Annotated in this window: 12 protein-coding genes, 1 tRNA gene and 1 rRNA gene; 10 read left to right on the forward strand and 4 right to left on the reverse strand. The window is 35.9% G+C overall.

The annotated features are described in order from the left end of the window. Window positions 1-85: 85 nt before the first annotated feature. The 3 genes from IHE43_RS20725 to IHE43_RS20735 all read right to left on the reverse strand — a co-directional run bounded on the left by IHE43_RS20725 (window position 86) and on the right by IHE43_RS20735 (window position 3,881). Window positions 86-159 (reverse strand) — tRNA-Ile (locus tag IHE43_RS20725). A 123-nt stretch (window positions 160-282) separates the two neighbouring features. Further along, window positions 283-1,796: ribosomal RNA gene (locus IHE43_RS20730) — 16S ribosomal RNA — on the reverse strand. A 1,068-nt stretch (window positions 1,797-2,864) separates the two neighbouring features. Continuing rightward, a complete protein-coding gene (locus IHE43_RS20735) occupies window positions 2,865-3,881 on the reverse strand; it encodes an LLM class flavin-dependent oxidoreductase (RefSeq protein WP_192185669.1) in 1,017 nt (338 codons plus the stop codon). A 323-nt stretch (window positions 3,882-4,204) separates the two neighbouring features. Here IHE43_RS20735 and IHE43_RS20740 point away from each other — a divergent pair, with 323 nt between their 5' ends. Continuing rightward, window positions 4,205-4,990 (forward strand): alpha/beta hydrolase, encoded by a 786-nt coding sequence (locus tag IHE43_RS20740; protein ID WP_192185670.1) that lies wholly within the window; start codon window positions 4,205-4,207, stop codon window positions 4,988-4,990. Here IHE43_RS20740 and IHE43_RS20745 read toward each other — a convergent pair. Continuing rightward, entirely contained in the window at window positions 4,987-6,957 is a 1,971-nt protein-coding gene (locus IHE43_RS20745) for a sigma 54-interacting response regulator (RefSeq protein ID WP_192185671.1), read from the reverse strand. The genes IHE43_RS20740 and IHE43_RS20745 overlap by 4 nt on opposite strands. A gap of 205 nt (window positions 6,958-7,162) precedes the next feature. Between IHE43_RS20745 and IHE43_RS20750 the strand changes: the two genes are divergently transcribed. The 9 genes from IHE43_RS20750 (at window position 7,163) to IHE43_RS20790 (ending at window position 19,294) form a co-directional block, all read left to right on the forward strand. Continuing rightward, window positions 7,163-9,601, forward strand: a complete 2,439-nt coding sequence (locus tag IHE43_RS20750; protein WP_192185672.1) for a histidine kinase dimerization/phosphoacceptor domain -containing protein — start codon at window positions 7,163-7,165, stop codon at window positions 9,599-9,601. Between the two features lie 50 nt (window positions 9,602-9,651). Continuing rightward, window positions 9,652-10,995 carry a sigma-54 dependent transcriptional regulator gene (locus IHE43_RS20755; RefSeq protein WP_192185673.1) on the forward strand — a complete coding sequence of 448 codons (1,344 nt, stop codon included), beginning with the start codon at window positions 9,652-9,654 and terminating at the stop codon, window positions 10,993-10,995. Between the two features lie 455 nt (window positions 10,996-11,450). Continuing rightward, on the forward strand, window positions 11,451-11,732 hold the full coding sequence (locus IHE43_RS20760) for a hypothetical protein (RefSeq protein ID WP_026730398.1): 282 nt from the start codon (window positions 11,451-11,453) through the stop codon (window positions 11,730-11,732). Between the two features lie 145 nt (window positions 11,733-11,877). Next, window positions 11,878-11,955 carry a K(+)-transporting ATPase subunit F gene (gene kdpF / locus IHE43_RS20765; protein WP_192188266.1) on the forward strand — a complete coding sequence of 26 codons (78 nt, stop codon included), beginning with the start codon at window positions 11,878-11,880 and terminating at the stop codon, window positions 11,953-11,955. Between the two features lie 128 nt (window positions 11,956-12,083). After that, complete coding sequence (kdpA, locus tag IHE43_RS20770) at window positions 12,084-13,805, forward strand: potassium-transporting ATPase subunit KdpA (protein ID WP_192185674.1); 1,722 nt, start codon at window positions 12,084-12,086, stop codon at window positions 13,803-13,805. 156 nt (window positions 13,806-13,961) lie between these two features. After that, on the forward strand, window positions 13,962-16,019 hold the full coding sequence (kdpB, locus tag IHE43_RS20775) for a potassium-transporting ATPase subunit KdpB (protein WP_192185675.1): 2,058 nt from the start codon (window positions 13,962-13,964) through the stop codon (window positions 16,017-16,019). Window positions 16,020-16,114: 95 nt separating this feature from the next. After that, window positions 16,115-16,669 (forward strand): K(+)-transporting ATPase subunit C, encoded by a 555-nt coding sequence (locus IHE43_RS20780; protein ID WP_192185676.1) that lies wholly within the window; start codon window positions 16,115-16,117, stop codon window positions 16,667-16,669. Between the two features lie 342 nt (window positions 16,670-17,011). Next, window positions 17,012-18,088: a porin gene (locus IHE43_RS20785; protein WP_192185677.1), complete on the forward strand. Its 1,077-nt coding sequence runs from the start codon at window positions 17,012-17,014 to the stop codon at window positions 18,086-18,088. 84 nt (window positions 18,089-18,172) lie between these two features. Then, window positions 18,173-19,294 carry a sensor protein KdpD gene (locus tag IHE43_RS20790; RefSeq protein WP_192185678.1) on the forward strand — a complete coding sequence of 374 codons (1,122 nt, stop codon included), beginning with the start codon at window positions 18,173-18,175 and terminating at the stop codon, window positions 19,292-19,294. Window positions 19,295-19,447 lie beyond the last annotated feature (153 nt).

Below are 19,447 nucleotides of genomic sequence, written 5' to 3' on the forward strand. Positions count from 1 at the left end.
TAAATGATGAGTTATGAATTATGAGTTATGAATTTGCTCATAAACGCTCAACTTCTAAAATTTCCTTTTTTTAAGACTAAAATAGTTGTCTCGGACAGACTCGAACTGTCGACCCCTACATTATCAGTGTAGTACTCTAACCAGCTGAGCTACGAGACACTCTTATTCTTAAAATTTATTATTTGAACTAACAGCAAGAGTAAAATAGTCTTAAAATTATAATCCTATAGAGCTTCTTCTTTTTTCCCCATCGTGTGCAAGCACTAACAATTGGGGCTCTAGAAAGGAGGTGTTCCAGCCGCACCTTCCGGTACGGCTACCTTGTTACGACTTAGCCCTAGTTACCAGTTTTACCCTAGGCAGCTCCTTGCGGTCACCGACTTCAGGCACCCCCAGCTTCCATGGCTTGACGGGCGGTGTGTACAAGGCCCGGGAACGTATTCACCGGATCATGGCTGATATCCGATTACTAGCGATTCCAGCTTCACGGAGTCGAGTTGCAGACTCCGATCCGAACTGTGACCGGTTTTATAGATTCGCTCCTGGTCGCCCAGTGGCTGCTCTCTGTACCGGCCATTGTAGCACGTGTGTAGCCCAAGGCGTAAGGGCCGTGATGATTTGACGTCATCCCCACCTTCCTCACAGTTTGCACTGGCAGTCTTGTTAGAGTTCCCGACATGACTCGCTGGCAACTAACAACAGGGGTTGCGCTCGTTATAGGACTTAACCTGACACCTCACGGCACGAGCTGACGACAACCATGCAGCACCTTGTAAATTGTCTTGCGAAAGATCTGTTTCCAAACCGGTCAATCTACATTTAAGCCTTGGTAAGGTTCCTCGCGTATCATCGAATTAAACCACATGCTCCACCGCTTGTGCGGGCCCCCGTCAATTCCTTTGAGTTTCATTCTTGCGAACGTACTCCCCAGGTGGGATACTTATCACTTTCGCTTAGCCACTGAGTTTGCACCCAACAGCTAGTATCCATCGTTTACGGCGTGGACTACCAGGGTATCTAATCCTGTTCGCTACCCACGCTTTCGTCCATCAGCGTCAATCCATTAGTAGTAACCTGCCTTCGCAATTGGTATTCCATGTAATCTCTAAGCATTTCACCGCTACACTACATATTCTAGTTACTTCCTAATAATTCAAGTTTAACAGTATCAATGGCCGTTCCACCGTTGAGCGATGGGCTTTCACCACTGACTTATTAAACCGCCTACGGACCCTTTAAACCCAATGATTCCGGATAACGCTTGGATCCTCCGTATTACCGCGGCTGCTGGCACGGAGTTAGCCGATCCTTATTCTTACGATACCGTCAAGCTGCTTCACGAAGCAGTGTTTCTTCTCGTATAAAAGCAGTTTACAATCCATAGGACCGTCATCCTGCACGCGGCATGGCTGGATCAGGCTTGCGCCCATTGTCCAATATTCCTCACTGCTGCCTCCCGTAGGAGTCTGGTCCGTGTCTCAGTACCAGTGTGGGGGATCTCCCTCTCAGGACCCCTACCCATCGTAGCCTTGGTAAGCCGTTACCTTACCAACTAGCTAATGGGACGCATGCTCATCTTTTACCGTTGTGACTTTAATAGTAGAATCATGCGATTCAGCTATACTATGAGGTATTAATCCAAATTTCTCTGGGCTATCCCTCTGTAAAAGGTAGATTGCATACGCGTTACGCACCCGTGCGCCGGTCTCTCTATCCGAAGATAAATACCCCTCGACTTGCATGTGTTAAGCCTGCCGCTAGCGTTCATCCTGAGCCAGGATCAAACTCTTCATCGTATATTGTTTGCTCTAATCAATTAAAGCTAATTATTATGCGAATCAGTCTCTATCGGTTCATTTAATTAATCTCTCGATTATCTTACTCTTTATTCTTTTGTCTCGTTGTAAAACGAGACGGCTGTCAATTCAATATGTCTACGAACGTGTTTCAATCTTGTTTCGCTTGTCTCTCAAAGCGGGTGCAAAAGTAGAAAACTTATTTCTAACTGGCAAATGTTTTTTGAAGTTTTTTTTTAAGAAAATTTAATTCCCTTTTTACTTCTCAACTCTACCAATCTATCAATGAACTTTCCCTGTTTTACCTCACTTAACTCTTATCTAAAAAAGTGTTCGGTGAACTTCGTTTGCGGGGTGCAAATGTAACATCCGTTTTCAAATCTCACAAGCTTTTTGGAATCTTTTTTTGAAAAAATTTTTCAATCTTTATTCCTATGCCTGTCAGTATTTCTGTGAACGTCTATCGCTGTTGCGGGTGCAAAAGTAACACCTTTATTTACATTTACAAGGGTTTTTATTATATAATTTTAATCTTTTTTATAAGTCGCTGGTATCGCGGTTTTTATAATCCAAAGTTTTTTTGCCTGTTTCAGGGTTTTGCCTGTTTGGGGCGATTTTACGTGGTTTTTGCCACAAAGGCGCCAGGAAATAAAGTTTGGTTTTCCCTTTTTATTGACTTTGCCTGCTTTTAAAAAAGGCACAAAGCTGGATTTTTCCGTGTTTTTCTGGTTTTTGTATACTCCGTAAGGTGAAAAGTCCTCTTTTTTCTTCCGCAAAACAATAATCTTCTTTTGAAAACGAATCCCCTAGCCCCGATAGAAGCAGAAATCCTTTTGCTTTTTTCTTTAAAAAGCAAAAGATTGAAGCGGATAGCGGGAATAGCTCCTGAAAATTACAATAAACGCAATACCAAATTCCAATTGCAAGAGCTTCCACTACGCTCAGCTTAATAAAACTACTCTTATATATTATAATAATATTTCCTCCTTATATATATGTATAAAAACAAACCCGACAGCTTTCGGAAACTGTCGGGTTGCAATAAAATGTATCTTATATATAATGCACTTATATATGTATACTATAATTCAGACTATCTATAACTTCTTTTGTGATTTGAATGCTTTTTAGTTTTGCCTGATGATCGTAGATTGGACTTGTCACCATTAGTTCGTCTATTCGGGCGTAGTTGATGAATTTTTTAAGGTCGATTTCTAATTGCTCTTTGTTTCCGGTAAAAGTACAAGCGGTCATTTGATCAACATGGAAACGTTCTTCTTCTCCCATGATATCATCTAAAGAAGCTACTGGCGGTTGCAGCCCTTTGCGGTCGTTGCGTATTAAATTTAGAAACATCTGATACAAACTGGTTGAAAGGAATTCGGCTTCTTCATTTGTATCTGCAGCGACGATATTAACACAAGCCATTGTTTTTGGTTTGTCTAAAACAGTTGAAGCCTGGAAATTTTCGCGATAGAACTCAAAAGCCTGAATCATTTGGCGTGGGGCGAAATGTCCAGCAAAAGCATATGGCAAACCATACGCAGCTGCCAGTGCAGCACTTTCCATACTTGAACCAAGAATCCAGATAGGAACATTTGCACCTTCAGCAGGAAAAGCGCGAACTTTTGCTGTCGCATTTTCTGCAGAAAAATAATCCTGAAGCTTGGTTACGTTTTGAGGAAATCGTTGTGCCTGCTCAAAAAAGTCTTTTCGAATGGCTTCAGCGGTTGGCTGATCTGTTCCCGGAGCTCTTCCTAAACCTAAGTCTATTCGGTTTGGATAAAGGGTTTCAAGTGTTCCGAATTGCTCAGCTACTATTAAAGGAGAATGATTTGGCAACATGATTCCACCAGAACCAACGCGGATATTCTGGGTTTGACTGGCGATGAAACCAATTAAAACTACGGTTGCTGAACTGGCTACATGCGCCATATTATGATGTTCGGCCAGCCAAAAGCGCTTATACCCTAATTGGTCTGCCAGTTGGGCTATGTCTTTTGTTTTTTGAAATGTTTCTGTGGCATTGCTCCCTTGTGTTATGATAGCGAGTTCTAGTATAGAGACTGAAATTTGATTTTTCATGTAAATAAATGCTTTTTACAAAATTACTCCATTTATACAATGTCTTATATTTTCTAATGTTAATAGAATTATAATATTTGTAACTACAAATGTTGTCTACAATTGAATTTGATTCAATTTCAAACTTAGAAGAACCATTTCTTTAGAAAACTGCCTTAAAAAAAATGACATTTCAATAGTCTAAAATACTTTTTAACGAAATATAATAATTATTGAATCACAAAACCTCAACAAAAGATTCAATATCAACTCTTTACAAACAGGCATGTCTTTTGTATTTTAAATATTCTCGTTTAGTATTCAAAAATATCAAACTACATTTTATGTACCTATCTAATATAAGAACCATTGTGTTTATAACGGGAGCATTTGTAAGTCACTCTTGTTGGGAGAAATGGACTATTTTTTTTGAAGATAACGGATATAAAACGGTTGCTCCGCCGTGGCCTTATAAAAATGAATCTGCTGAAGTATTACGAAATCAACATCCTGATTCTAAAATTGCCAGACTTCGTTTGTCCAGTTTAATAGAGTATTATACCGAAATTATCGAAAAACTACCTGAAAAACCAATACTAATTGGGCATTCGTATGGAGGTTTGCTCACTCAGTTATTGGTTCAAAAAGAATTAGCCTTCGCCGGAATTTGTATCCATTCTATTCCGCCGAAAGGCATGCTTACAGGCAAATTTTCTTTTTATAAAGCAATCTGGAAATCATTGGGCTTTTTTACTTCTGCCAAAAAAACATATATATTGTCGTTTAAGGAATGGCAAACTTCATTTACAAACGGAATGTCATTTGAAGAACAAAAAGATTCTTATGAAAAATTAGTAATTCCTGAGTCCAAATTAGCTTTACGAGATGTTCTGACCAAAACAGCAAAAATAAATTTCAGAAAAAAGCATGAGCCTTTATTGTTTTTATCTGGTTCTAATGATACTTTCATTCCATCATCGCTCAATTATTCCAACTTTAAAAAATATACCAATATACATTCCATTACCTGTTATAAAGAGTTTCAGGATCGGAATCATTTTGTGCTAGGGCAACATAATTGGCAGGAAGTTGCCGAATTTATAGCTAATTGGCTAGAGAAAATTAGTTAATTTAATTCTCGTTTGATTTCCAATTTTTTAATTTTTGAATTTAAAGTCGAAGGATGAATGTCTAAGATTTCAGCAGCACCCCCTATTCCGGATATTTTTCCGTTACATTTTTTCAGAATATACAATATATAGTCTCTTTCGTTTTCCAGAATTGTTTTTATCGAAAATGATTCATTAGCTTGTTCTGCATTCATTTTTGAAGATGTAAAAAGTTCGATTTCTTTAATTGTATTTCCGTCAGTTAACAAAATCGCACGCTGCATTACATGTTCGAGCTCTCTGATATTTCCCGGCCAGTTGTGATTTATGATTTGTTGCAAAGCATTATCAGAAAGAAGTGGTGCTTTTCTGCCCATTTTTTCACTGTACATTTTTATAAAATAGTTGGCTAATTCTGGGATATCTTCTTTTCTTCTTTTTAGTGATGGCACCAAAATTGGAAAAACATGCAAACGATAATACAAATCCATTCTGAATCTTCCTGCTGCTACTTCTTCTTCCAGATTTTTATTTGTGGCTGCAATAATTCTTACGTCAATTTTCATGGAAGATCTTCCGCCAATTCGTTCAATTTCTCTTTCTTGCAGTACACGTAACAATTTTACCTGAAGTTCTAAAGGCATCTCTCCTATTTCATCCAGAAAAATTGTTCCTCCATCAGCCAATTCAAATTTTCCGATTCGTTTGTCTACTGCTCCTGTAAAAGCACCTTTTTCATGACCAAAAAGCAATGATTCAGCGAGATTTTCAGGAATGGCTCCACAATTAATAATAATCAATGGTTTGTCTTTTCTTGGGGATAAAGCATGAATACTTTGGGCAATTTTCTCTTTTCCTGTTCCACTTTCACCTAAAACCAAGACCGATGTATCTGATGGCGCCACTTTTCTGATATAATCAAAAACCGTAATCATTTGAGGGCTATTACCAATAATCCCTTCAAAGCCAACCGAATTATTTAACGGTTTTAGTTCCTTAATAGTTTCTTTTTGATTTGTATCGGAAATTGTTTTTGGGTACATTTTAGTTACAAATTGCAGAAATGTATTTTCGAGGTTCACCAAAAGTTTTAAAGTTTCTGCCGAATAAATATTAAAATTTCTGCTGTAGAAAGTAAAATAAAATCTTTTGATTGTTTCGATTGAAACGGGAAAGACCAAATATGATTTAATTCCGAAATTATGGGAAATCATACTTTTTATTGGTGCTACCTGAAAATTATTAATCAATGATTCTTCGCTATAAATTACAGGTTCTAAATCAATTTTCGATTTTTTATAAGTTTCATCTAATTCCTTAATAGAAATATCTGTTATTTTAGAGAATTTTTCCGGGTTGATAATTTGGTAATCATCAATATTTCTGCGCATAATTCCGAGATTGGCATAATGCGTTGTGTTGGCAAAACCTACTTCTAAATAATCAAAAGAAATATAATTTTGTACCATTTTTCCAAATGCCAATAATGCATTTTCCCATTTGAGATTTGAATTTAAAATCTCATTCATATCTTTTTGCAATTGCATTTGCTGCATTAACTGCGTTTCTAAACTATATTCCTGGCGGTAAAAAGCAATTTCGAGAGTGGTTAAAACATCCTGCTCTCTAAAGGGTTTCACTATAAATCCGTAGGGTTGTGTAATTTTGGCCTGATCTAAAATAGTTTTGCTTGAATTAGCTGATATAAATATAAAACCGATATAATTTTCTTTAAGAATTTTAGCTAAATCAATTCCATTCCGATTTCCTTTTAGCATGATATCCAGAAAAACCAAATCCGGTTTTTCGATCCCAATTTGTTCCAACGCCTGATCAACCGAACGTGCAATTCCAACCACTTCATAATTTGCCTTTTCGAGAATTAACTGCAAATCATGCGCTTCTATAAATTGATCTTCAACGATTAAAATTCGTTTTTTTGATGTGGTTTCAGAAGATTTGAGGTGCTGGTCGAAAACCGTTTCCATAAATGTGGTATTTTTAGTGTTATATTAAATCTAATCTATTGGTATAAAATTAGTTAATTATATGAAGTAAAATAGCAATTTCATGAAATATAAATCATAAAAAAGAGCTTTTATATGAATTTTCCTGATATTATTTTAAAATAGCGAAAACGTTTATTTCTATATTTGTTAATGGAATATCTCAATAATCTAATTCTCATCAAATATGAAACAAACCATTACTTTCTGTTTTATTTTGTTAATTCCTTTCATGGCCTTATCACAGCTTTCACCTTCAGTCGCCAAATATGATCTTCCAAAAAAAAGATTATTGCTAAACGCTTGTTCTGTATATTTATTTAATGCAAATCAGGGAGCTATAGATGTTGACAGTTCTGTTGTTCTGGCTTCAAAAGCTTATAGATTACCCGTTTCATTAACTTATGATGAAGGTTATAATGATGGTAATCTGATTGGAAGCGATTTAATTGAAAAGGGAAACATTAATGCTGCATTAAAAATTCTTGAGAGATCTAAAGGTGAAAATCGAATTAAGTTATTACTGCAATTAGGAAGTTTTTATCTTTTTAAACCAGGAACAAAACCGAAAGATCTTCAGCAAGCAAAAGTGTATATTGATAAAACTGTTTTAGAAAGTAATCAGTTTAAAATAAAAAAATGGCAGCATCAAAGTTTATTGTTATTGGGGAAATATTATTATCAGTCCAATAAACCGATTGAAGGAAAAAAATGTTTTTCGCAGGTTATAAATGAATGCCGAAAACAAAACGATAAGGCTGGTCTTGCCGAAGCTTTAGATGCGCAGACAACTCTTTTATCCAACCTTGATCCCGAAAAAGAAAAGATGGTTGAGGAAGCCATTTCACTTTATGCCTCTCTGGGTTTAGAAGAAAAAAGAATCGAAAACTACACTAAAATTACTACCATTTATTTTTGGGGAGGAAAAATAAATGAAGCCAAAAAGAGACTTTATCAAAATTTGATTGATTTGCGAAAAATTAATTTCACGCATCAACAATTTGCAGAAACGACTATTGCTTATGTTGAAATAGCCCAGAATAATATAAAAAATGCTTTATACTATGCTTTAAAAAGTGTAAAACGGATGGAAGCTGAAAAGGATTTTACTCTGGGGGATATTTTTTATATGCGCCTGGGTGATGTCTATAATCAGTATGGACATTATGAGGAAGCGCTGGAAATGTTTAAAAAAAGTATTGAAATCGGGCAGCAAACAATAGACAGCGGCACTTGGTACAAAAGTTTTTATGGGGCTGTCGCCTCTTTATCTCTAAAAGGAAAAAATAAAGAAGCTATTGACTATGTTAATTCAATAACGGCAGAATACCCTCCAACAAATACTTTTGATAAAATGAGTGTTGCCTATATTAAAGCGAATTGTTATGTAGCACTTAAGGATAATGTTCTGGCAGAAAAGTATTTTAAGGAAGTAGACTATTATGCGCAACAATTAAGTGCTCCCGAGACCTTTAGAGAAGTTGTGCATCAATATACTGAGATGGCCTTATTTTACCTGAATACCAACAGGGTTCAAAAAGCTAAATTTTACACCGCTAAAGTTTTTGCTCTTTGTAAAGCTTATAAAAGAAGCTATAACTCACAAATTCTTCAAATTTTATTATATAAAACAGATTCTATTGATGGGAATTACAAAGGGTCTTTAAAGCATTTTCAAGATTATAAAAAATTAAGTGATTCTATTTACGGAACCGCTAAAAATAAACAAATTGAAGAGTTGAAAATTCAATACGAAACTAAAAACAAGGAACAAAAAATTGCGCTTTTAAACGATCAATCGAAACTGCAGGAAAGTCAGCTTCAAAAATCGAAACTTTTAAATACTCTATCCATTTGGAGTTTGCTTTTGTTGTTGATTACTATTGGTTTGCTTTACAATCGATACCGATTAAAACAACGAAACAACGTTAAGTTGGAGCTGAAAGAAAAAGAAATCAATCAAAAAAACATCAATTTGAGACATTTACTGGATGAGAAAGAATGGCTTTTGAAAGAGATTCATCATCGTGTAAAAAACAATCTTCAGACTGTTATAAGTCTTCTAAATTCACAATCGGCTTATCTGGATAATGATATGGCGCTATCGGCTATAAAAAACAGTCAGCACAGAATTCATTCTATGTCTTTGATTCATCAAAAGTTATATAATTCTGAAAATATTGCGACGATTAATATGCCGAATTACATCAAAGAACTAGTGGAGTATTTGAAAGAATCTTTTTCGCTTGGACAGAGAATTCGTTTTGAAGTCAAAATTGACCCTTTAGAATTGGATGTGGCGCAAGCTATACCACTCGGACTTATTTTGAATGAAGCCATTACCAATTCGATAAAATATGCCTTCCCCGGTCATCGAACCGGAATGATTTATATCATCCTTGAAGCAATGACAGAAAACAGATATTTATTGACCATTTCAGATAACGGAATTGGGGCTGAAACTGATTTTACAGAGACAAAAGCAAACTCATTTGGCATGAGTCTGATAAAAGGTTTAAGTGATGATTTAGAAGCCAAATTCACGATGGAAAATAATAACGGAACCATTTTAAAAATTGAATTTTCGCAAGAATTTCCGATAAATCAAAAAAGACAAATGATTTAAAACCTAAATTTGTATTTCAAAACAACTTTCGATTTTAGCCTTTCCCACAAATGACACATAAAATTTTAATTATAGACGACGAAGAAAAACTGAGAAGCCTGCTGGCACGTATTATAAAATCGGAAGGATTTGAAGTTTTTGAAGCTAAAGATTTAAAATCGGGTTTTAAAAAACTGGAACAAACTGAAATTGATGTCGTTTTGTGTGATGTGAAATTACCTGACGGAAATGGCGTTGATTTTCTTCAGAATATAAAAAGCAGTTTTCCTTTAGTAGAAGTAGTTCTATTAACTGCTTTCGGGAATATTCCAGATGGTGTTCAGGCCATGAAAAATGGTGCTTTTGATTATATTGTAAAAGGTGATGATAATGATAAAATTATTCCGCTTCTTTATAAAGCTGTCGAAAAAGTACAGTTGCAGAAAAAGGTAGAACAACTCGAAAAACGGATTGGCGATAAATATTCTTTTACTACCATTATAGGAAAATCTAAAGGAATCGAACAAGTTATTGATTTAGCACAAAAAGTTGCAAAAACAGATTCGACTGTTTTGCTTACCGGAGAAACGGGAACCGGAAAAGAGGTTTTTGCGCAAGCCATTCATGAAAACAGTAATCGCGTTGGAAAATCTTTTGTGGCTTTAAACTGCAGTACTTTCAGCAAAGAAATTCTTGAAAGTGAATTATTCGGACATAAACAAGGTGCTTTTACCGGAGCTTTAAAAGATAAAAAAGGTTTTATTGAAGAAGCCAATGGCGGTACATTGTTTTTGGATGAAATTGGTGAAATGCCAATTGATTTGCAGGCTAAATTATTGCGCGTTTTAGAAACCAGCGAATATATTCCGGTTGGAGATACAACTCCAAAAAAATCAAATTTCAGGTTAATTGCGGCAACTAATAGAGATTTAAAAACAGAAAGCGATGAACATCGTTTTCGTTCTGACTTGTATTTTCGATTGAATATTTTCGAAATCAAATTGCCCTCTTTGCGCGAAAGAATCAAAGATATTTCAGTATTAGCGCATTATTTTGTCAAGCAATTTTCTGAAAAAACGAACAAAAAAACTTTAACTATTTCTGATGATTTTCTGCAGAAATTAGAAAACTATTCCTGGCCGGGAAATATTCGGGAACTTAAAAATATTATCGAAAGGTCGGTTATCTTGAGTAATGGCGATACTTTAACTTCAGATGTTCTGCCTTATGAAATGCAGCATCAGCCTGAAAAAGCAACAAAATCGATGTCGGCTTTTTCTATGCAGAGTATTGAAAAACTGCATATTCAGAAGGTTTTAAATTATACCAAGGGAAATAAAGCTGAAACAGCACGTTTGCTCGAAATTGGAATTGCCACTTTGTACCGAAAATTAGAAGAGTATGGAATTCAATAACAATTGCAAAATTCAATAACCAATTTTAAAGCTCCAGCGGAGCAGGATGTTTATAGAATATTGCAATCGTATTTTGAAGAAGCTCCATCGGAGTGACATATCGGTTGCAAATATATCACCCCCCCCCGATGGGGTTCTATCTATTAATCTCTATTTTTTCTATAAATATGACGTCCCGATGGGACTAAAATTCTTGGACTTGAATATTCAATGCTTATCAAAACGAGAAAAGCTTATCATTTTGATAGGCTTTTTTTATGCCTGATTTTTGGCACAAAACTACATTCCTTTTATTTACAGCACTTTAACTACAACTTGATTTTTTCGGAACATATTTTGGCATAAGGAGAGAGAACATAAAAATTCATTCTCATGAAATCGTCATGATTCAAATTAAAAACTGAACCAAAGAATGACGATACCATATTCCTTTAAAAAACAAATATTATCTACGTATGAAAAATCAAGTAACCTCAATCTACAAACAAGCTGAACGCTTTGCCGAGATAACCAAAAAATCTATTATTTCCGGAAATATCGTACGTGCAAAAAAATGTCTGGCTCTTGCTGAACGTCTCTTTATTACCGGAAGCATAGAAACTAAAAATGCCATTTCGAATGTGTATGTTTTCTCCGTTTCTTCTTTTATGGAAGTGCGTCACTGCAATATTTCACATCTTTTCCCACAAACGCTTAAGGCCGAATATATCAAACAGGTTAATGCTTCAGGCGTATAAAAATGTTTAATCGGTTAATTGGTTAATCGCGCAAAAATCTAAAATCTAAAATAACATTATGATCACTTTTCTTTTACTCGCATTGGCAGTTTTACTGTTTGCCATTTGTTTTAAATCAGTTGAATTCTTTGAAAAAATCTAAATCATGACTGTACTATTTATTATTTCTATCGCCGTTTTTGGCTATTTGGTTTACGTATTAATTAAACCTGAAAAATTCTAAAATTGAAAAAGTCACAGTCAGGAAAAAAGCTACTATTATATGTTTTTGTGGCTTGGACATTAGCTTTTATAACGCTTATTGCGTTTTTATAAAAGCCCAAATTTTATTTAATTTCTAACAAACAAAATATGAACACAGAGTTATTTGGTGTCATTAGCATTTTTATCATTTCGATAGTTTTAGCCATTCCTTTAGGGAAATATATCGCTAAAGTTTATTTAGGAGATAAAACCCTTTTTGACCCGATTTTCAATCCAATTGAAAAATTTATTTTTAAAATCAGCGGAATCAATTCCACTGAAGAAATGAACTGGAAACAACACTTAAAAGCTCTTTTAAGTATCAATATGATTTGGTTCTTTCTTTGCTTTTTTATTTTACTCTTTCAGGGATCGTTGTTTTTAAATCCCGATAATAACCCTTCAATGAGTCCTGATTTAGCATTTAATACGGCTATTTCTTTTGTGGTAAACTGTAATTTGCAGCATTATTCAGGCGAAAGCGGGGTTTCTTACCTATCACAAATGTTCTTAATGTTCCTGCAATTTGTTTCTGCTGGTGTTGGAATGGCTGCTGCCGCAATGATTTTTACAGCAATGAAAGAAAGAACTACAGATAAACTGGGGAATTTCTATAATTATTTCATCAAAAGCTGTACTCGTATTTTATTACCCCTTTCAGCTATTGTAGCAGTTGCTCTATTATTTAGCGGAACTCCTATGACGTTTGAAGGAAAAGATACCATTACAACTTTACAAGGCGATTCGGTACAAGTTTCACGCGGGCCGGCTGCAGCTTTTATCGCTATCAAACATATTGGCACAAACGGCGGTGGTTTTTTTGGAGCCAATTCGGCACATCCTTTAGAAAACCCAACTTATTTCACGAATGCAGTTGAGCTTTGGGCACAATTAATCATTCCGTTTGCCATGATTTTTGCCTTAGGTTTTTATCTAAAGAAAAGAAAACTATCCTACGTAATCTTCGGCGTCATGACCGTTGGTTTTTTACTCCTTGTTATTCCGACTGTTGTCAGTGAGCTTAATGGAAATCCAGCGATAGAAAAAATGGGAATTGCTCAGACAACCGGAGCGATGGAAGGAAAAGAAGTTCGTTTTGGTCCAGCCATTTCAGGATTCTGGAGTATTGCTACAACTGTAATTTCTACAGGTTCTGTAAACAGTATGCACGATAGTTCTATGCCAATTTCCGGCGCGATGCAATTACTCGCTATGATGGTCAATGCTTTTTACGGAGGTTGTGGTGTCGGAATCCTGAACTTTTATATTTTCATTATTCTTGCAGTATTTATTTCCGGATTAATGGTGGGTCGAACTCCTGAATTTTTAGGAAAGAAAATCGAGGCCCGCGAAATTAAAATTGCTGCTTTTATAGCAATTCTTCATCCTTTATTAATTTTAGCAGGAACAGCATTAGCTTCTTATTTTGCTGCACATGACACCGCAATGGGCTATTGGTTCAGCGGAAATGCGACTGGCTGGCTAAACAATCCTGGTAATCATGGATTCTCTGAAATGTTATATGAATATACTTCGAGTGCTGCTAATAACGGTTCTGGCTTTGAAGGTTTAGGAGATAACAATCCGTTCTGGAATATTACGACTGGAATTGTATTGCTGTTAAGCCGTTTCATTCCGATAATTGGGCCATTGGCAATTGCCGGATTATTGGCTAATAAAAAATACATTCCGGAAAGTGCTGGAACTTTAAAAACAGACACTTCTATTTTTGGAGTAATGGTTTTCGCTGTAATAGCAATTATTGCTGCCTTATCATTCTTTCCTGCGTTGGCTTTAGGCCCATTGGCTGAATATTTTACTTTAAAATAATGCTCAATAAACATAACCTGTGTTTTCAACCACAGGGACACAGATTGTGATATACGTTGCGTTCCAACGGTTGAAACCGTTGGCTATGGTTTTCTAATCTACATGTTTATCCAACGCATAACATTTAACAAATAACATTTAACTTTTTACAAGAAAATGACAACTAATAAATCCGCATCATTATTTGAAAGCAAACAGGTAAAAGAAGCCTTGGTGCAATCTTTTGTAAAGCTTAATCCAAAATTGATGATCAAAAATCCGGTAATGTTTACCGTAGAAATAGGAACTGCCATTATGTTTGCTGTTTGTGTTTCCATTTTGATGGGAGCAACAGATCAAGGCAGTTTTACTTATAATTTAATTGTGTTCTTCATTTTACTGGCAACGCTTTTGTTTGCCAATTTTGCCGAAGCCATTGCCGAAGCCAGAGGAAAAGCACAAGCAGACAGTTTAAGAAAAACACGTGAAGAAACTCCGGCAAGACAAATTTTACCAAACGGAGAAATCAAAAATATTAGTTCATCAGAATTAAAAAAAGGAGATATTTTCGTTTGTGAGTCAGGTGACTTAATTGCAACTGACGGAGAAATTATTGAAGGATTGGCAACTATTGACGAAAGCGCGATTACCGGAGAAAGTGCTCCTGTAATCCGTGAAGCCGGCGGTGATAAATCATCAGTAACCGGCGGAACAAAAGTGCTATCTGATAAAATTAAAGTAATCGTAACTTCTGAACCGGGCGAAAGTTTTTTGGATAAAATGATTGCTTTGGTTGAAGGTGCAAGCCGTCAAAAAACACCAAACGAAATAGCTTTGACAATTTTGTTAGCAGCTTTTACCTTAATCTTCGTGATTGTTTGTGTTACTCTAAAACCATTTGCTGATTATGCGAATGCACCGATAACAATTGCTGCTTTTATTGCACTATTTGTTTGTTTGATTCCAACCACAATTGGTGGTTTGCTTTCTGCGATTGGGATTGCTGGAATGGACAGAGCCTTGCGTGCCAACGTAATTACAAAATCTGGAAAAGCAGTTGAAACTGCCGGAGATATCGATGTTTTGCTTTTGGATAAAACAGGAACTATCACCATTGGAAACAGAAAAGCAACCAATTTTTATCCAACAAAAGGAATTTCTTTGGATGATTTTATTAAATCTGCCGTGTTGAGTTCTCTTGCAGATGATACTCCGGAAGGAAAAAGTATTATTGAATTGAGCAAAACGATCAATTTAAATGGCAAAATGCAAGAAGACATTTCACATTTTACAGATAACATTTCACACACAATAAAATTTACCGCAGAAACCAGAACTTCCGGAGTTGTTTTAAAAGACGGAACCAATATTCGAAAAGGTGCCCAGGATGCTGCAAAAAACATTGCACTTCAGGCAGGAAATAGTTTTCCCGAAGATACTGCTCAAAAAGTAATTGACATTTCTACAAATGGAGGAACGCCGTTGGTAGTGATTAAAAACAATCAGGTTCAAGGTGTTATTGAATTACAGGATATCATTAAAACCGGAATGAAAGAACGTTTTGACCGATTGAGAAAAATGGGTGTAAAAACAGTAATGGTTACCGGAGATAATCCACTAACGGCTAAGTTTATTGCCGAAGCTGCGGGTGTAGATGATTTTATTGCCGAAGCAAAACCGGAGGATAAAATGAACTACATCAAAAACGAGCAAAATCTGGGTAAACTTGTCGCCATGATGGGTGACGGAACTAATGATGCTCCTGCCCTTGCGCAAGCCAATGTTGGTGTTGCCATGAACAGCGGAACCCAAGCCGCGAAAGAAGCTGGAAACATGGTCGATCTTGATAACGATCCAACAAAACTTATTGAGATTATCGAAATTGGAAAACAGCTTTTAATGACTCGCGGCACTTTAACGACTTTCTCAATTGCCAATGACGTAGCGAAGTATTTCGCGATTGTTCCTGCGCTTTTTATCACTGCAATTCCAGCTTTGCAAGGTTTAAATATCATGCATTTGCATAGTCCTGAAAGTGCGATTTTATCAGCAGTGATTTTTAACGCGATTATTATTCCGATCTTGATTCCGCTTGCGTTGAGAGGTGTTGATTACAAGCCAATTGGTGCGAGTGCCATATTAAAAAGAAATCTTTTGATCTATGGTTTGGGCGGTTTGATTGTTCCTTTTATCGGAATTAAATTAATTGATTTAGTTGTTGCTCTATTTATGTAAAAAAAAGTTGCTAAGGTTCTGAGATGCTAAGGTGCTAAGTTTTTTTCTTAGTACCTCAGAACCTTAGTTCCTTAGAACCTCTAAAAAGAAAAAAAATGAAAAACATATTTTCACTCTTAAAACTTACTGCGCTTACTTTAATCTTATTCGCAGTTATTTACCCACTTGCAATTTATGGAATTGCACAGTTTGCTCCGAATCACGGAAAAGGAGAAACTCTTTCAGTTAACGGAAAAGTTGTTGGATACCAAAAAATTGGTCAGAAATTCGATAAGCCGAATTATTTCTGGGGAAGACCTTCGGCTGTAGATTATAACGCGGCCGGAAGTGCCGGAAGCAATAAAGGACCAAGCAATGCTGAGTATCTGGCTTTGGTTCAAAAAAGAATTGATACGTTTTTAATCGTTCATCCTTATTTGAAAAAATCAGAGATTCCATCTGATATGATTACGGCTTCCGGTAGTGGTTTAGATCCGAATATTTCTCCGGAAGGTGCTTTGATTCAGGTGAAACGTATTGCTAAAGAAAGAAAACTGGATGAAGATAAAGTGAAAGCTTTGGTGGAAGCTAATATCAATACTCCAAAAGTTATGGGGACTCCAACTGTGAATGTGTTGGAATTGAATGTGGCTTTGGATGCTTTAAAGTAGATTATAAGCATTTTTTAAACGCATTTTATGTCATTCCGAGGAACGAGGAATCCCCACAAGTAGCTCGACACAGATTGGCGAGTTTCTTTGAGGAGTTTCTTGCGGGGATTCCTCGTTCCTCGGAATGACAAACTGGATGAAAAAATTAGAACGAAAAACATCCTTTTACCCTGAGTGCCCTAGCCCTGATAGAAGCGGTATCCTTTTTAGGCATTGGAAATATATCTTATTTACCGTAAACGATCTGCCTAAAAAGATATAGCGGATAGCAGGAAACAGCTCCTTAAAAAACCTACTACTAAAATTAATACGCCTTTTTTACCCCAAATAATAAAAACAAAAATGAAAAAAATAATACTTATTGCTTTAATCGCTTTCTGTTTTGGCAATTTACAGGCACAAGAAGAATCGAAAAGTCCGTTGACGTTTTCTGGATATGTTGATGTTTATTACAGCTATGATTTCGGGAAACCGGACAATCATACGCGCCCGGGATTTTTTTACAACTACAACAGAAGTAATGAAGTCAACCTGAATTTAGGTATGGCAAAAGTGAATTATTCGAAAGATAATATTCGCGGAAATTTTGCCTTAATGGCCGGAACTTATGCACAATACAATATGTCGGCGGAACAGGATTTATTAAAAAATGTTTATGAAGCAAATGTTGGTGTTAAGATTTCGCAAAGTCATAATTTGTGGATTGATGCGGGAATTATGCCAGCGCATATTGGTTTTGAAAGCGCCATTGGAAAAGATTGCCAAACGCTAACGCGAAGTATTTTGGCTGAAAATTCTCCTTATTATGAAACGGGAGTAAAAATTGGTTACACATCTGAATCCGGTGAATGGTATTTGGCGGCAATGTACTTGAATGGCTGGCAACGTATTCAGAAAATAGACGGAAATCACACGCCTGCTTTTGGAACGCAAATTACTTATAAACCAACTGATAAAATAGTTTTAAACTGGAGTACTTATGTTGGAAATGAACAGCCGGATATCGATAAAAAATGGCGTTATTTTAATAACTTTTACGGACAATTTAAAGTAACCGACAAAACAAATATTACAGCTGGTTTTGATGTTGGTTCGCAACAATCGGCTAAAAGCAGTAACAAATACGACACTTGGTTTTCGCCAGTTTTGATTCTGCAATACAAACCAACAGATAAAATTCAGTTAGCAGCGCGTGGTGAATATTATAGTGATGAAAAAGGTGTAATCATCGCAACTGAAACTCCAAACGGTTTTAAAACTTACGGATTTTCAGCTAACTTTGATTACTTAGTTACTGATAATGTAATGTTTAGAATTGAAGCCAGAAATCTATCGAGTAAAGATGAAATATTTACAAAAAACAATCTTCCAACGGATACGAATACGTTTGTAACGACTTCGTTGGCAATTTCATTTTAGCTTTAAGCTATAGGCTTTAGGCAGTAAGCTTTTGAAGAGTGATACTGCCTAAAGCTTACAGCTTATGGCTTAAAGCATATTTTTATGGAACAGAAAAATAACGCACAGCACTTTCTTGATCTGATTCAGAAATCACGAAAAGGAAAGTTTAAAATCTACATTGGGATGAGCGCTGGTGTGGGCAAAACTTTTCGTATGCTTCAGGAAGCGCATTCGTTGTTGAAGAATGGAATCGATGTAAAAATTGGTTACATCGAAACGCACATGCGAAAGGAAACGCATGAATTATTAGCAGGTTTGCCTGTGATTCCGCGGCGAACCATTTTCTATAAAGGAAAACAACTTGAAGAACTCGACGTACAGGCGATTATCAACCTTAGACCAGAAGTTGTTATTGTTGATGAACTAGCGCACACTAATGTTGAGGGAAGCAAAAATGAAAAACGCTGGCAAGATGTTTTAGAAATTTTAGATGCGGGAATCAATGTGATTTCGGCGGTTAATATTCAGCATATTGAGAGTTTAAATTCAGCTGTAAAACGGATTACTAATATTGATGTTCAGGAACGGATTCCGGATAATGTTTTGCGTCTGGCTGATGAAGTGGTGAATATCGATTTGACATCGGAAGATTTGATTGTGCGTTTGAAAGAAGGCAAAATTTATACGGCTGATAAAATTCAGACCGCTTTGACCAACTTTTTTAAATCGGATCAAATTTTACAATTACGTGAATTGGCTCTGAAAGAAGTGGCGAGCCAGGTAGTTCGAAAAGTGGAAAATGAAGTACCTCAACTGCATGCTTTACGTCATGAGAAACTTTTGGCCTGCATTAGCAGTAATGATAAAACGGCTAAAATTGTGATTCGAAAAACCGCACGATTAGCGAGTTATTATAACGGAGCCTGGTATGTTTTGTATGTAGAAACACCGAAAGAAAGCAGTACCAAAATTGCATTAGATAAACAAAGACATTTAATTAATAACTTTAAACTGGCAGTGCAATTAGGAGCAGAGGTTATCAAATTAGAACACAAAAATATTGCCGATGCGATTTTGATTGCGGTAGAAGAAAAACAAATTACAACTGTCTGCATCGGAAAACCGCATTTGAATTTATTTAAAGTAATTTTGTCTACAACGATTTTCAGACGTTTATTAAATCGCCTGTCTTTATCGAATGTCGACCTTGTTATATTATCGTAAAAAAATATTTAAACCATATAAGTCATATAAGTTCATTTAAAGTTGGTGCGTTAATTTAACCGCAAAGGGGGCTAAGATTTTAGGCTTGCGTAATTGATAACAAAGCAAAGTTTGCAAAGCTTTGTAGTGATAAAGCTTTGCGAACTTTGCGGT

This window comes from Flavobacterium sp. MDT1-60 (assembly GCF_014844035.1).
GTDB lineage: Bacteria > Bacteroidota > Bacteroidia > Flavobacteriales > Flavobacteriaceae > Flavobacterium.